Annotated in this window: 16 protein-coding genes; 9 read left to right on the forward strand and 7 right to left on the reverse strand. The window is 68.1% G+C overall.

Going from position 1 to position 13,888, the window contains the following annotated elements:
- The 9 genes from AC1DYX_RS18225 to AC1DYX_RS18265 form a co-directional block, all read left to right on the forward strand.
- The coding region (locus tag AC1DYX_RS18225; protein WP_477261328.1) for a DUF1549 and DUF1553 domain-containing protein at positions 1-1,934 on the forward strand (1,934 nt) is incomplete at its 5' end.
- Positions 1,935-2,079: 145 nt separating this feature from the next.
- Positions 2,080-3,531: a DUF1501 domain-containing protein gene (locus AC1DYX_RS18230; RefSeq protein ID WP_477261330.1), complete on the forward strand. Its 1,452-nt coding sequence runs from the start codon at positions 2,080-2,082 to the stop codon at positions 3,529-3,531.
- A gap of 67 nt (positions 3,532-3,598) precedes the next feature.
- Positions 3,599-3,979, forward strand: coding sequence for a hypothetical protein (locus AC1DYX_RS18235; protein ID WP_477261334.1), 381 nt, complete (start codon positions 3,599-3,601; stop codon positions 3,977-3,979).
- Between the two features lie 9 nt (positions 3,980-3,988).
- Positions 3,989-4,597, forward strand: a complete 609-nt coding sequence (locus tag AC1DYX_RS18240) for a c-type cytochrome (RefSeq protein WP_477261336.1) — start codon at positions 3,989-3,991, stop codon at positions 4,595-4,597.
- Positions 4,598-4,674: 77 nt separating this feature from the next.
- Complete coding sequence (locus AC1DYX_RS18245) at positions 4,675-5,253, forward strand: peroxiredoxin (protein ID WP_477261338.1); 579 nt, start codon at positions 4,675-4,677, stop codon at positions 5,251-5,253.
- Between the two features lie 13 nt (positions 5,254-5,266).
- A complete protein-coding gene (locus AC1DYX_RS18250; protein WP_477261340.1) occupies positions 5,267-6,226 on the forward strand; it encodes an SMP-30/gluconolactonase/LRE family protein in 960 nt (319 codons plus the stop codon).
- Between the two features lie 55 nt (positions 6,227-6,281).
- On the forward strand, positions 6,282-6,749 hold the full coding sequence (locus AC1DYX_RS18255) for a c-type cytochrome (RefSeq protein WP_477261342.1): 468 nt from the start codon (positions 6,282-6,284) through the stop codon (positions 6,747-6,749).
- A 42-nt stretch (positions 6,750-6,791) separates the two neighbouring features.
- The gene (locus AC1DYX_RS18260) at positions 6,792-7,508 is read left to right on the forward strand and encodes a lectin (RefSeq protein ID WP_477261344.1); all 717 of its coding nucleotides are present in this window, start codon (positions 6,792-6,794) and stop codon (positions 7,506-7,508) included.
- Between the two features lie 50 nt (positions 7,509-7,558).
- Positions 7,559-9,004: a Do family serine endopeptidase gene (locus AC1DYX_RS18265; RefSeq protein WP_477261346.1), complete on the forward strand. Its 1,446-nt coding sequence runs from the start codon at positions 7,559-7,561 to the stop codon at positions 9,002-9,004.
- 1 nt (position 9,005) lies between these two features.
- On the opposite strand, the gene AC1DYX_RS18270 is transcribed toward AC1DYX_RS18265, so the two are convergent.
- From AC1DYX_RS18270 to ccmC, 7 genes are all read right to left on the reverse strand, one after another.
- On the reverse strand, positions 9,006-9,701 hold the full coding sequence (locus tag AC1DYX_RS18270; protein WP_477261348.1) for a tetratricopeptide repeat protein: 696 nt from the start codon (positions 9,699-9,701) through the stop codon (positions 9,006-9,008).
- Positions 9,698-10,111 (reverse strand): cytochrome c-type biogenesis protein, encoded by a 414-nt coding sequence (locus AC1DYX_RS18275; RefSeq protein WP_477261350.1) that lies wholly within the window; start codon positions 10,109-10,111, stop codon positions 9,698-9,700. The genes AC1DYX_RS18270 and AC1DYX_RS18275 overlap by 4 nt, the downstream gene beginning before the upstream one ends.
- A complete protein-coding gene (locus AC1DYX_RS18280; protein WP_477261352.1) occupies positions 10,104-10,631 on the reverse strand; it encodes a DsbE family thiol:disulfide interchange protein in 528 nt (175 codons plus the stop codon). Before AC1DYX_RS18280 ends, AC1DYX_RS18275 begins: the two co-directional genes overlap by 8 nt.
- Positions 10,628-12,634, reverse strand: a complete 2,007-nt coding sequence (locus AC1DYX_RS18285; RefSeq protein WP_477261354.1) for a heme lyase CcmF/NrfE family subunit — start codon at positions 12,632-12,634, stop codon at positions 10,628-10,630. Before AC1DYX_RS18285 ends, AC1DYX_RS18280 begins: the two co-directional genes overlap by 4 nt.
- Positions 12,631-13,098, reverse strand: coding sequence for a cytochrome c maturation protein CcmE (gene ccmE / locus AC1DYX_RS18290; RefSeq protein WP_477261356.1), 468 nt, complete (start codon positions 13,096-13,098; stop codon positions 12,631-12,633). The genes AC1DYX_RS18285 and ccmE overlap by 4 nt, the downstream gene beginning before the upstream one ends.
- Positions 13,095-13,253 (reverse strand): heme exporter protein CcmD, encoded by a 159-nt coding sequence (gene ccmD / locus AC1DYX_RS18295; protein WP_477261358.1) that lies wholly within the window; start codon positions 13,251-13,253, stop codon positions 13,095-13,097. The genes ccmE and ccmD overlap by 4 nt, the downstream gene beginning before the upstream one ends.
- Positions 13,250-13,888, reverse strand: a 639-nt coding sequence (gene ccmC, locus AC1DYX_RS18300) for a heme ABC transporter permease CcmC (RefSeq protein WP_477261360.1), incomplete at its 5' end; no start/stop codon positions are given. The genes ccmD and ccmC, both read right to left, overlap by 4 nt.

Raw genomic sequence — 13,888 nt, forward strand, 5'->3', positions numbered from 1 at the left:
GGCTGGACCTGGCACGCTACGCCGACAGCACCGGCTTCCAGAACGATAACACCCGTCCGAACAACTGGCGCTACCGCGACTACGTGATCAACGCGTTCAACACGGACAAGCCGTTCAACCGCTTCATCCAGGAACAGCTGGCGGGCGACGAGCTGTGGCCGGACAGCCAGGAGGCGCGCGTCGCCACGGGCTTCCTGGCCGGCTACCCGGACAACTTCAACTCGCGCGACCTCGTCCAGCGCAAGTACCAGATCGAGACGGACATGACGGACCTGGTCGGCGAGACCTTCCTGGCCGCCACGATCGGCTGCGCGCGCTGCCACAACCACAAGATGGACAAGGTCAGCCAGAAGGAGTACTTCCAGCTGCAGGCCTTCTTCGCCAACACGTCGGTCAACGAGAAGACCCCGCTGGCCAAGGGTACGGAAACGGAATTCGACAAGGAGTTCCAGAAGCAGCAGGCCGCCTACAACGAGGCGACCAAGGACATCCGCGCGAAGATGAAGGCCATCCTCGACACGGTACGTACCGAGGGCCGCCAGTACTACAACGAGCGCTACCTGAGCGACAGCCGCGAATCGATCTTCAAGCCGGAGAAGGACTGGAACGCGCTGGACCGCTGGGTCAACTGGCGCAAGCAATCGGTTGCGTCGGACACCGAGATCATCGCTTTCCTGAAGCGCACGGCCGAGGAAAAGGACCGTACCGACTTCAAGCCCGAGAACGTCGCCAGGTATGAGGAATACAAGGCACTGCAGGAACAGCTGAAGAAATTCGACAAGCTGCGCCCCGGCAAGGGTTCGGCCAATTACACGACCGTGTTCGAACTGACGAACAAGGAGGTGCCCGAAACGCGCGTGCGCTTCACCGGTATCCACGAAAAACCGCTGGAAGCCGTCGATCCGGGCATTCCGGCGCTGTGGGGCGGCAAGGACGTCAAGCTGGACATCCAGCCGACGGACAAATCGTCCGGCCGCCGCACGGCGCTGGCGAAGTGGGTCAGCAGCGATACCAATCCGCTGACGGCCCGCGTGTACGCCAACCGCGTGTGGGCGCAGTACTTCGATAAGGGCATCGTCGCCACCGTCGCCGACTTCGGCCGCGCCGGCGCCAAGCCCACGCATCCGGAGCTGCTGGATCACCTGGCCGGCGACTTCGTGAAGAACGGCTGGGACGTGAAGCAGCTGCACCGCGAGATCCTGCTGTCGTCCACCTACCGCCAGGCCTCGAACGAGCGCCCGGACGTGCAGAAGGTCGATCCGAAGAACGAACTGCTGGCCGTGTATCCGCGCAAGCGCCTGGAAGCCGAGGAGATCCGCGACTCGCTGCTGTACGCATCGGGCCTGCTGGTCGACAAGGTAGGCGGTCCGTCCGTGTTCCCGCCCGTGCTTAAGAACGGCGATGGCGGCGGCAAGTCGCGTGACTTCAACGGCAACCGCGCCTGGAGCGTGTCGGACAACAAGGAAGACTGGTACCGCCGCAGCCTGTACGTGTTCACGCGCCGCAGCTACCCGTACCCGATCACCCAGAACTTCGATCCGGCCAACCCGAACAACCCGCACCACAAGCGTGACGTGACGACGACGCCGCTGCAGGCGCTGACCATGTTCAACAGCGACATCGTGTTCGAGTGGAGCCAGGCGCTGGCGGGCCGCGTGATCAACGAGGCAGGCAACAACGAAGACGCCCAGCTCAACCGGGTCTACGAGATCCTGTTCTCGCGCGAGCCCAACAAGGCCGAGCGCGCTGCGCTGAAGGGCTTCCTGGCGCAGGAACAGATCGCCATCCGCGAGAAGGCGGCCAGCGGCCAGTTCGTGGTTGCCGTGCCGAGTGGCCTGAAGGACGCGAAGAAGATCGACCCCGTGCGCACCGCCGCCTTCGTCGACCTCGTGCATGCCGTGGCCAACTCGAACGATTTCGCATACCGCTTCTAAGCGCGAACGTCGCGCGTGGGCACGTCTCATTTGAGGCCCCCGGCCTCAAATGCCCACCCTACGGTGTCCACGTAGGGTGGGCGGCGCCCGCCCACGCGGACGCAGCGCCCAACGACGACCCAATTCAACAAATAAGGAACGCAACATGAGCATTCATTCACGACGGGACTTCCTCATCAAATCCGGCCTAGGCCTCGGCGCCGGCGCCCTGTCCGGCGTGCTGCCCGGCGGCGGCCTGCTGTCGGCCGCCATGGCCGCCGACCTGATCGACCCGCTCGCCCTGAAGGCCCCCCACTTCCCGGCGAAGATCAAGTCCGTCATCTGGCTGCACCAGAACGGCGCCCCCAGCACGCTGGACCTGTACGACTACAAGCCCGACCTGCAGAAGCTGGCCGGCCAGCCCGTGCCGGCGTCGTTCCTGAAAGGAATCAAGACGTCGACGCAGGGCGGCGTGGGCAAGCTGTACGTGTCGAAGGAACGCACCTGGAAACAGTACGGCGAGAGCGGCGCATGGTTCTCGAGCCTGTTGCCGAACATGGCCAAGCATGCCGACAAGATCACGTTCATCAAGTCCAGCACGACGATCGGTGCGACGCACGACATCTCGATCCTCAAGCTGAACACCGGCGACCTGAACCCGGGCCGGCCGTCGCTGGGCGCCTGGATCAGCTACGCGCTCGGTGCCGCGAACCCCGACCTGCCGCCGTACGTCGTGCTGTACAACGGCGACCGCGAACCGCAGGCCGGCTCGGTCAACTGGAGTTCCGGCTTCCTGCCGGCCGTCTACCAGGGCACCGCGTTCCGTCCGGGTGATTCGCCGATCCTGTACCTGGAGCGCCCCGAGCTGCGCAGCGCCTCGCAGCAGCGCGCCTCGCTGGACCTGCTCAAGCAGTTGAACAACCTTGGGGCGCAGCGCTACCCGAACGACACCGAGCTGCGCGCGCGCCTGCGCTCGTACGAGCTGGCCGACCGCATGCAGGTCGCAGCACCGGCCGCCGTCGACATCAGCAAGGAGTCGGCTGCCACCAAGGAACTGTACGGCCTGAACGACAAGGTCAGCCAGAGCTACGGCGAGGTGCTGCTGCGCGCCCGCCGCCTCGTGGAAAACGGCGTGCGCTTCATCCAGGTGGTGTCCGGCTATCCGGAAGGCGTCGAATCCGACCGCCAGAGCTGGGACGCGCACAGCGAGCTGGATGAGAACCATGGTGTCATGGCGCGCATGGTCGACAAGCCGATCGCCGGTCTGCTGCACGACCTGAAGGAGCGCGGCCTGCTCGATACGACCCTGGTCGTGTGGGCGTCGGAATTCGGCCGCACGTCGTGGGGCGAGAGCGGCACGGGCCGCGACCACAACCCGTGGGGCTACACGCAGTGGATGGCGGGCGGCGGCCTGAAAGCCGGCTACACCTACGGCGAGACCGACGAGATCGGCCTGCAGGTGGCCGACAAGGACAAGGCCGTCGACACCTATGACCTGCACGCCACCGTGCTGCAGCTGATGGGCCTCGACCACCTCAAGACCACCTTCCTGAACAACGGCCGGTCCGAGCGCCCGACCGTCGTGTACGGCAAGGTGATCAAGGAGATCCTCGCGTAAGCGACAGCACGACCCCCGGGACCCTCCCGGGGGTGCAGCCGAAAGAGATACGAGAGATACGAAACACATGCAGAGAAAACTGATCGCCTTCGGCGCCACGCTGTTTGTCAGCGCCGGCCTCGCGCTCGCGGCCGTGGAACTGGACACGGACCTGATGCAGAACATCGACGACACCAACAAGAGCCTCGCATCGAACATCGCCATCAAGGACGGCAAGGCTGCCATCGCGGACGCGAAGTCCATGAACGACATGTTCGGCACCGTCGAAACCTGGTTCGTGCAGAAGGGCGATGCCGCCAACGCGGTCGAACTGACGAAGCAGAGCCGCGAGCTGACCCTCGCGATCGTGAATGCCGTCACCGCCAACAACTACGACGCGGCGACGGATGCCGCCACCACGCTGTCGCGCACCTGCAAGAAGTGCCACACGTTTTACAAGAAAGAGTAGGCGTCGCGCTTGAAGAATCCGAACCACGCACTCCGGCTGGCCGCGGCTCTCGCGCTTGCGCTGGCGATGCCGGTGGCGCATGCCGCGGCGCCGAAGGGCGATGTCGCGGCGGGCCGCATCAAATCCGAGTCGGAGCGCTGCCAGGAGTGCCACGGCGCCGACGGCAACGGTAATGGCGAGGACGGCAAGTTCGCGCGGCTCGCCGGCCAGTATCCGGCGTACATCGTCAAGCAGCTGCAGGACTTCCGCAGCGGCGCGCGCAAGCATGACTACATGATGGTCATGGCGAAGAGCCTGGAGGAAGCGGACATCGCCGACATCGCCGCGTACTACGGCAGCCTGCCGGCGATGCGCGGAGACGTGCCGCACGCCGACACGGAGACGGCGCGGCGGCTGTTCACGGCATGTGCGGGCTGCCACGGCGCGCAGGGCAAAGGCACCGGCGACGCGGGCTTTCCCGTGATCGGCGGGCAGGACGTGAAGTACCTGCGCAACCAGTTGCTGGCCTGGCGCAGCGGCGAGCGCAGGAACAGTCCGGGCGGCGCGATGAACGATGCGGCGAAGGGATTGACGGATGCCGAGATCGAAGTATTGGCGCATTACATATCGGGAATGTAGGGTGGGCTCCCCGAGCCCACGCGAAATGCCAACGTGACGTGAACGTCACTACGATGAAATTTGAAGGGGAGTAGAAGATGAAACGTATGGTGATGGCCGGCCTGCTGGCCGCATCGATCGCGCTGCCCGCCGCGGCGGCGCTGAAGGAGGGCGACAACGCCCCGGCATTCCACGCGCAGGCGTCGCAGGCCGGCAAGGCCTTCGGCTATTCGCTGAAGGAAGCGCTGAGGAAGGGACCAGTGGTCGTGTATTTCTACCCGTCGGCCTACACGGGCGGGTGCAACGTGCAGGCGCACGCGTTCGCCGTCAACCAGGAAAAGTTCGCGGCGGCCGGCGCCAGCATCGTCGGCGTATCGCTCGACAACATCGCGCGCCTGAACGACTTTTCCAGGGATCCGGACTACTGCGCCGGCAAGATCGCCGTCGCGTCGGACGCGGATGGCAGCATCGCGAAATCGTACGACCTGGTCGTGAAGGACGCCGCGCCCGGCCGCAAGGATACGCGCGGCGTCGAGATCGACCACGGCTTCGCGGAACGCACCACGTTCATCGTGACGCCGAACGGCAAGGTCGCGGCCGTCGTCGGCGGGCTCGCGCCGGGCGCGAACGTCGAACAGGCGCTGCAGGCCGTGCAGAAGCTGGCTGTCGCGAAGTGAAAGGAGAACGACGATGAACCCTATCGCACGCACCGCGCTGGGCACGCTATTCCTCGCCGCCGGCCTGGCGCAGGCGCAGGACCAGATCGCGACCGCCATCCCGGGCGTCGCCGCGGCCGGCACGCGGATCGAATTGATCAAGGAGGGCTTCGACGGTACCGAGGGCCCGCTGGCCCTGTCCGACGGCAGCCTGATTTTCACCGAGACGACGGGCAACCGCATCACGCGCATCGGCGCCGACGGCAGCACGTCGACTTACCTCGACAACAGCAACGGCGCCAATGGCCTGGGCTTCGGCGCCGGCGGTGCGTTGTACGCCGTGCAGGTGCGCGAGCCGCGCGTCGGTATCGTCGCGCCGGCGGACAAGGCCAGGACGCTGGCCGACCAGTGGGATGGCCTGCCGTYCGGGCGGCCGAACGACCTCGTGGTCGGCAAGAACGGCAACGTCTACTTCACGGATTCCGGCGCGCCGCCCGGTGCCCGCGGCGCCGAGCTGGCCAAGGCAGTGGCCAGGCCGGCCGTGTACCGCATTCCGCCGTCGGGCAAGCTGGAACGCGTGGCGGCCGACATCGAGCGGCCGAACGGCATCCAGCTCGCGCCCGACGAGAAGACGCTGTACGTGGCCAATACGCAGGGCGAGCACGTGCTCGCGTACGACGTGGCGCCGGACGGCGCGGTCGGCAAGCGCCGTGAGTTTGCCCGCCTGGCCGGCTGGAGCAAGGGCGAGGCCGGCTGGTCCAGCGGCGCCGACGGCCTGGCCGTGGACGCGGCGGGGCGCCTGTACGTCGCGTCCAACGTCGGCATCGAAGTGTTCGGTCCGCGCGGCGAGGCGCTGGGCGTGATCGCACTGCCGAAGAAACCGCAGAACCTCGCGTTCGCCGGGCCAGACAAGCACACGCTGTACGTGGTCGGCCGCGGGGCCGCCTACAGGATCGCGCTGCTGGCCCAGGGCTACCAGGGCCGCGCCAAGTGATGACCGAACGCGGCATCGAATCCAACTGATTTTTACCCCAACCCGAAGGAGCAAGATGAACAAGCGTATCAAGACCCTCGCCATCCTCGCCGTGATCGCGGCCTCGGCATCCGCCCTGGCCCAGCAGGGACCGAAGCCGGAAAACCTGATCAAGTGGCGCCAGTCGGCGTTCCAGGTCGTGGCGTGGAATTCCGGCCGCATCAAGGCGACGCTGGACGGCCAGTACAACAAGGACGAGGTCCTGAAGGCCGCCAACACCATCGCGGCCGTCGCCAACTCGGGCCTGGGTGGTCTGTTCGCGCCGGGCACGGAGCAGGGCAAGGGCTGGCATGACACGAGCGCAAGGCCGGAAGTGTTCAAGGACACGAAGCACTTCGGCGAGCTGGGCGCGAACTTCGCGCAGGAAGCGAATGCGCTGGCGCAGGTCGCGGCCGGCGGCGACCCGGCCGCGATCAAGATCCAGTACGGCAAGCTGACCCGCACCTGCAAGGCCTGCCACGACGACTTCRAGGCCAAGGACTGAACCCTTTAGGGCATCCATCTGGCATCCATCATGGAGACACGCATGAAAAACCTGAAACACGCGGCGCTGGCGGCCGCGCTCCTCGTGGCCGCGCTGCAGCCGGCCGCGGCCCAGAATGCCCAGCCGGCCCCGCAGCAATCGACCGCCCGCTCGACCGATCCCGCGAAGCCGCTCGGCTTCTTCGTCACGAGCGAGGGCGTCGGCAAGGGCGGCAATCTCGGCGGCCTGGCCGGCGCCGATGCGCATTGCCAGAAACTGGCGACGGCCGCCGGTGCCGGCAACCGCACCTGGCACGCCTACCTCAGCACGCAGGCGTCCGAAGGGCAGCCGGCCGTCAATGCGCGCGACCGCATCGGCCAGGGACCGTGGTACAACACGCGCGGCGCCGTCGTCGCGCGCGACGTGGCCCACCTGCATGGCGACACGCTGGAGGCGGCCCGCCTGGGCAACAACCTTACGCGCGCCACTGTGTTCACGGAAAAGAACGAACCCGTGAAGGGCTTCGGCGACAAGCCGAACGAACATGACATCATCACCGGTTCCACGCCGGACGGCCGCGCGTTCGCGGATGTGGCCGATCACACGTGCCGCAATTACACGAGCAGCGCGGCGGACGCGTCGACGCAGCTGGGGCATTTCGACCGGACCGGTGGCGGGAACACGTCGTGGAATTCGGCGCATGCGAGCCGCGGGTGCGGGCAGGAGAATCTCGTGAGTACCGGCGGCGCGGGGCTGTTGTATTGCTTTGCGGTCAATTGAGTATTTGGTGGGCACGGGTGCCCACCCTACGTCCTACGTCTGTCATCCCTATGAAAATGACCACCTTCGCGTTCGGCGTCGCGGTCCTGTGCGGCGCGCCCGCGGTGTCCGGCGGATTCGCGCAGGCCGCCATCGTGGCCCCGGCCGGGCTGCCCGATTTCAGCGCCCTCGTCGACAAGGCCGGTCCCGCCGTCGTCAACATCCGCACCACCGCGAAGGTCGCGGATCCCGGCGACGATCCGGAGACGCGCGAGCTGTTCCGCCGCTTCTTCGGCGAGCCCCCACCGCGCGGCCATCCTCCCGTCGCACCGGACAAGGACGCAGATAAGGATGCCGACGCCGTGCCCGAGCGCGTGCGGCGCGGCGTCGGCTCGGGCTTCATCGTCTCGCGCGATGGCGACGTGCTGACCAATGCGCACGTCGTCGACGGCGCCGACGAGGTGTTCGTCAGGCTCACGGACGGACGCGAATTCAAGGCGCGCGTCGTCGGCAGCGACAGGCGCACCGACGTCGCCGTCCTGAAAATCGACGACCACGGCCTGCCGACCGTCACCATCGGCGATTCGGGCCCAACGAAGGCGGGCGAGTGGGTGATCGCGATCGGCTCGCCGTTCGACCTGGACAACACGGTCACGGCCGGCATCGTCTCGGCCCGGGCGCGCGAGACGGGCGATTTCCTGCCGCTGATCCAGACGGACGTGCCGGTCAATCCCGGCAACTCGGGCGGCCCTTTGATCAACCTGCGCGGCGAAGTCGTGGGCATCAWTTCGCAGATCTACAGCCGCTCCGGCGGCTTCATGGGCATCTCGTTCGCGATTCCGATCGAGGACGCGATGCGCGTGGCCGCCCAGATCAAGGGCAGCGGCCACGTGACGCGCGGCCGCATGGGCATCTACCTGACGGACATCGAGCGCGACGTGGCCGAGTCGCTGGGCCTGCCGAAGGCGCAGGGCGGCCTTGTCGGCCGTATCGAACGCGGCGGCCCGGCCGAACAGGCAGGCCTGCGCGACGGCGACATCATCCTCAAGTTCAACGGCATCGGCATCGAGCGCAGCGCCCAACTGCGCCGCCTGGCGGCTGGCACGCGGCCCGGCACGACGGTCGATCTCACCGTGTGGCGCAACGGCGCCGCGCGCCAGGTCGCCGTCACGCTGGCCGAGCTGGAGCCGGAACGGCCGGCAGCCAAAGTGCAGGTGCCTGCACGGCCGGCCGCCGCGGCCAACCGGCTGGGCGTGTCCGTGCTGGACCTGACGCCGGCGCAGAAGGCCGAGCTGGGGGCGCGCACGGGCGTCGTGATCGACCGGGTCGACGGCCCGGCACAGCAGGCCGGGCTGCGTTCCGGCGACATCGTGCTGACCATCGACAACGCGGACGTCGCCAGCGCCGCCGCGTTCACGGCACTGGCGGACAACGCCGCCGCGGGCAAATCGTCCGTGCTGCTCGTGCGGCGCGGGGACACGTCGCAATTCATCATGCTGCGCCCCGCCGCGCAGTGATTCAGCGGCCGCCGCGTTCCTTCGCGGCGAACGCTTCCGCCTTCGCCACGCTCGCCGCGATCGAGCGCGCCATGCCTGAATCCTGCGGCACCGTCGCAAGAATCTTTTTCCACGGCGCGATCGCCTGCGCATACTCGCCCCGTTCGTAGGCCGCGCTGCCCTTCAATGCGAGCGCCTGCACGTGGTTGGGATTGAGCGCCAGCGCGCGGTCGATCAGCCGTTCCGGCTCGCCCGACAAAGTCTGGTTCAGGCTCATCCCGAGGGCGACGGCGGCATCGGTCAGCACGTCCGGATTGTTCGGCTCCAGCGCTGCCAGGCGCCGGTAGGCGTCCAGCGCGGCATCGAAGCGGCGCAGCGTCTCGTACGAATGCGCCAGCATGCGCCAGCCGTCCACGTCTTCCGGGTCGTTCTTCAGCCGTTCGGCCAGGCGGTTCACCATCGCCTCGATCTGGGCCGGGCCGATCGCCGCAGCAGCGTCCTGCGCTTGCGGCGCCAGCACGGCCCGTGGCGTGCCGACGGCCGCGTACAGCGTGACGGCGGCGAGCGGCAACGCGAGGCCGACGCCGATCGCGGACCAGTCGCGCCCGCGACGCGGTGCGGGGCCGGCGACGGCGTGATCCCGGCGCAGCAGCGGCGCGAGGGCGAAGGCGAGGGCGGCGGCCACCATGGCGACTGCGCCGATCAGGAAAGATGTCATGCGGGTAACTCCTCGTCGGGTGCATCGGGGGCAATGTCGTGCTGGCGCGCGCGCAGGCGGGCGAACAGCAGCGCGAGGCCGGCGAGCAGCAGGCCGAAGGGGCCGAACCACAGCAGCCACGTCGTTGCCTTGACGGGCGGGCGGTACAGTACGAAGTCGCCATAGCGCTGCACCATGAAGTCGACCGCCTCGCGCTCCGTCGCCCCGCGCGCCAGCATGTCGCGCACCTGATGTTTCAGCATCACGGCCAGTTCGGCGTGCGAGTCRGCGATGGTCTGGTTCTGGCACACGAGGCAGCGCAATTCCTCCGTCACACGCTGCACGCGGCGGTCGAGCGCGGTGTCGCCGGTCTGCGCGCACGCGGGCGCCAGCGCGGCGCACAGCAGCAGGGCAGCGGCGCGATCACGCATGGCTCAGTTCCTGGATCAGCGGCAGCAGCGTCTTCCGGATGATCTCCGGCGTCACGGGCCCCGTCAGCTTGAGGCGGATCCTGCCCTGGCGGTCGATGACGAAGGTCTCGGGCACGCCGTACACGCCATAGTCGGTGCCGACCTTGCCGTCGGCGTCGAATACGGACAGCGCGTATGGATTGCCGAACTTGTCCAGCCAGCGGCCGCCTTCGTCGCGCGTATCCATGTAGTTCAGGCCCACGATCGGCACGGTGGCCTGCTTCGCGAAATCCACCAGCACGGGATGCTCGGCGCGGCACGACGTGCACCACGACGCCCAGACGTTGAACAGCCAGACCTTGCCGCGCATGTCCTGCGGCGAAAACGTCTTGCCGGTTTCGTCGAGCCGGGTGAGCGTGAAGGTCGGCGCGGGCTTGCCGATGAACGGCGAGGGGACTTCCTGCGGCTTCAGGCGCAGGCCCACGCCGAGGAAGACGAGCAGGACGGCGAAGATGCCGAGCGGGATGGCGTAGCGTTTCATGCGGACCTCGATGATGTTGGAACGGGAATGGCGATATCCGGGGCCGCGCGGGCGACGTCGGCTGCGGGCACGCGGTGGGTGCGATAGCGCCGGTCGACGGCGGCCAGCAGGCCACCGGCGGCGATGACGAGGACGCCGGCCCAGATCCAGCCCATGAAGGGCTTGTGCTGGATACGCACGACCCACGTGCCGTCCTTGGTCAGTTCGCCCAGCGACACGTACAGGTCGCGTGCGAAGCCGCGGTCGATGGCGGCTTCCGTCGTCGGCATCTGCTGCACCGTGTAGAAGCGCTTTTCCGGATACAGGGTCGCGACCCGTTCGCCGGCGCGCGTGACGGCGAACGTGGCACGTGCGCCGACGTAGTTGGACGCGCGGATTTTCTCGAGCGATTCGAACGTGAAGACGTAGTCGCCGGCTGACGCGCTGGCGCCGACGCGCAGGCTCACGTCGTCCGCGGTCTCGGTGCCCTTGACGAGCGTGACGCCGATGACGAAGATGCCGACACCGGCGTGCGCCACGACCATGCCCCACCACGCCGCGCCCTGGCGCGTGGCGCGCGTCACGAGCGGCGTGCCGCGCGGCGCATGCAGCAGGTTGCGGAGCAGGTGCAGCGCGGTGGCGATCAGCGTCCAGGCGGCGAGCAGCAGGCCCAGGGCGACGGCCGGCGTCACGTGCAGGACGAGGAAGGCTGCCATACCCAGCACGGCCGCCACCAGTGCCGCCGGGCGCACGCGCACGGCGACGTCGCGCAGCGAGCCGTGCTTCCACGGCACGAACGGGCCGACGGCGATCAACGCCAGCACGGGGATCATCAACGGCACGAACACGGTCTCGAAATACGGCGGCCCGACCGAGATCTTGCCGCCGCCCAGCGCGTCGAGGAACAGCGGGTACAGGGTGCCCAGCAGCACGGTGGCCGCGGCGACCAGCAGCAGCACGTTATTCACCAGCAGCAGCGATTCGCGCGAGAACAGGGCAAACCGCCCACCGAGACCGATGGTCGGGGCGCGCCACGCATACAGCGCCAGCGAGCCGCCGATGACGATGGCGAGGAACACGAGGATGAACAGGCCGCGGCGCGGATCGGAGGCGAACGCATGGACCGACGTCAGCACGCCGGAGCGCACGAGGAAGGTGCCCAGCAGCGACAGCGAGAACGCGAGGATTGCGAGCAGCACGGTCCAGTTGCGAAAGGCGCCGCGCTTTTCCGTCACGGCCAGCGAGTGGATCAGCGCCGCGCCCACGAGCCAGGGCATGAATGACGCGTTTTCGACGGCGTCCCAGAACCACCAGCCGCCCCAGCCCAGTTCATAGTATGCCCAGAAGCTGCCGAGGAAGATGCCGAGCGTGAGGAAGGTCCAGGCGACGAGCGTCCATGGCCGCGCCCAGCGCGCCCAGGCCGCATCCAGCTGTCCGCCGACCAGCGCGGCGATGGCGAACGCGAACGCGACGGAAAAGCCGACATAGCCCATGTACAGCAGCGGCGGATGCACGATCATGCCCACGTCCTGCAGCAGCGGATTCAGGTCGCGGCCGTCGGGAGGCGCGGGCAGCGCGCGGTCGAACGGGTTCGACGTGAACAGCATGAAGCACAGGAAACCGATGGCCACGAGGCCCAGCACGGCCAGCACGCGCGCCGCGGTGGCGCGCGGCAGCTGGCGGCTGAACGCGGCGACGGCGAGCGTCCACAGGGCCAGCGTCTGCACCCACAGCAGCAGCGAGCCTTCGTGTCCGCCCCACGTCGCGGTGATGCGGTAGACGAGCGGCAGCGCCGTGTTCGAGTTGGCCGCCACATAGGCCACCGAAAAATCGTTGATGGCGAACGCGTGCACCAGCACGGCGAACGCGAACGTGACGAACAGCGCCTGGCCGACGGCCACGGGACGGGCGAGTGCCAGCCAGCGTGCGTTGCCGGTCAGCSAACCGGCCAGCGGCAGCGTGCCCTGCAGGATGGCAAGGCATAGCGCCAATATCAGTGCGAGGTTGCCGAGTTCGGGCATCATGGGCGGTCCTTTCCTGTGTTGGCGGCGACGGCCGCGCCCTTCCTCAGCGCATCGGCCGCTTCCGGCGGCATGTAGTTCTCGTCGTGCTTGGCCAGCACCTGGTCGGCGACGAACTCGCGGTGCGCGTCCAGCCGGCCCTGCGCGACCACGCCCTTGCCCTCCTTGAACAGGTCGGGCAGGATGCCGCGGTAATGCACCTTCACGCTGTGCGCCAGGTCGGTCACGACGAAGTCGACGGTGACGCCATCCGCCTCGCGTTGCAGGCTGCCGGCCTCCACCATGCCGCCGATGCGGAAGGCGCGGTCGCGCGGCGCGTCGCCGGACAGGATTTGCGTGGGCGTGATGAAGAACACGAGGTTCTTGCGGAATGCCGACAGCACCAGCGCCGTGGCGATGCCCAGCGCCAGGAGCGCGGCGGCCAGCAGGATCAGGCGCTTGTGGCGGGATTTGAGCCGGCCGGTCATGCGCGTCCTTCCAGGTGGGCCAGGGCGGCGCGGCGGCGCGAGCGCAGCGCCAGCACCTCCAGCGCGAGGGCGGCGGCCGTCACGCCCACCGAGCCCCACACATACGGCGCGTAGCCGCCCATCGCCACGAAGTCGTTCCAGGTATGCCAGATCATCGTTGTGCCCCCAGCGCCGCGATCCAGGCCGCGCCGCGTTCGCGTTCGAGGATCAGGCAGCGCAGCCGCGCCAGTACGGCGGCGATCGCGTAGGACCACAGCGCGAGCGTCATGACGAGCATCCCGGTCAGCATCGTCGCGGCCATGGTGGGTGCCGCGCGCAGGCTGACGGACGCGCCCTGGTGCAGCGTGTTCCACCACTGCACGGAGAAATAGATGACGGGGACATTGAGCACGCCGACGAGGGCGATCACCGCGCCGGCCCGGTCGCCGCGCACGGGGTCGTCGATCGCGGACTGCAGCGCCATGAAGCCGACGTACAGGAACAGCAGCAGCAGTTCCGACGTCAGGCGCGCATCCCACACCCACCACGCGCCCCACGTCGGGCGGCCCCACAGGGCGCCGGTCCACAGCGCGAGGAACGTGAACAGCGCACCGGTGGGTGCCAGCGCGCGCGCCATCAGCGCGGAGAGGCGCGTGTTCAGCACGAGCCCGAGCCCGGCCCAGAAGGCCATCGCGACATAGATCAGCATCGACAGCCAGGCCGCGGGCACGTGCATGAAGATGATGCGGTAGGCGTCGCCCTGCTGGCGGTCGGTGGGGGCCAGCAGGAAGCCGATGGCGAGGCCCGCGGC

Source organism: Massilia sp. P2_C2, assembly GCF_056404615.1.

What these genes read in the sequence shown, in the direction of transcription:
- AC1DYX_RS18245 (WP_477261338.1), top strand. Translation starts at nt 4,675, where the DNA reads ATGAAACGTATGGTGATGGCCGGCCTGCTGGCCGCATCGATCGCGCTG.
- ccmD (WP_477261358.1), bottom strand. Translation starts at nt 13,253, where the DNA reads ATGATCTGGCATACCTGGAACGACTTCGTGGCGATGGGCGGCTACGCG.
- AC1DYX_RS18260 (WP_477261344.1), top strand. Translation starts at nt 6,792, where the DNA reads ATGAAAAACCTGAAACACGCGGCGCTGGCGGCCGCGCTCCTCGTGGCC.
- AC1DYX_RS18230 (WP_477261330.1), top strand. Translation starts at nt 2,080, where the DNA reads ATGAGCATTCATTCACGACGGGACTTCCTCATCAAATCCGGCCTAGGC.
- AC1DYX_RS18235 (WP_477261334.1), top strand. Translation starts at nt 3,599, where the DNA reads ATGCAGAGAAAACTGATCGCCTTCGGCGCCACGCTGTTTGTCAGCGCC.
- AC1DYX_RS18270 (WP_477261348.1), bottom strand. Translation starts at nt 9,701, where the DNA reads ATGACATCTTTCCTGATCGGCGCAGTCGCCATGGTGGCCGCCGCCCTC.
- AC1DYX_RS18280 (WP_477261352.1), bottom strand. Translation starts at nt 10,631, where the DNA reads ATGAAACGCTACGCCATCCCGCTCGGCATCTTCGCCGTCCTGCTCGTC.
- ccmE (WP_477261356.1), bottom strand. Translation starts at nt 13,098, where the DNA reads ATGACCGGCCGGCTCAAATCCCGCCACAAGCGCCTGATCCTGCTGGCC.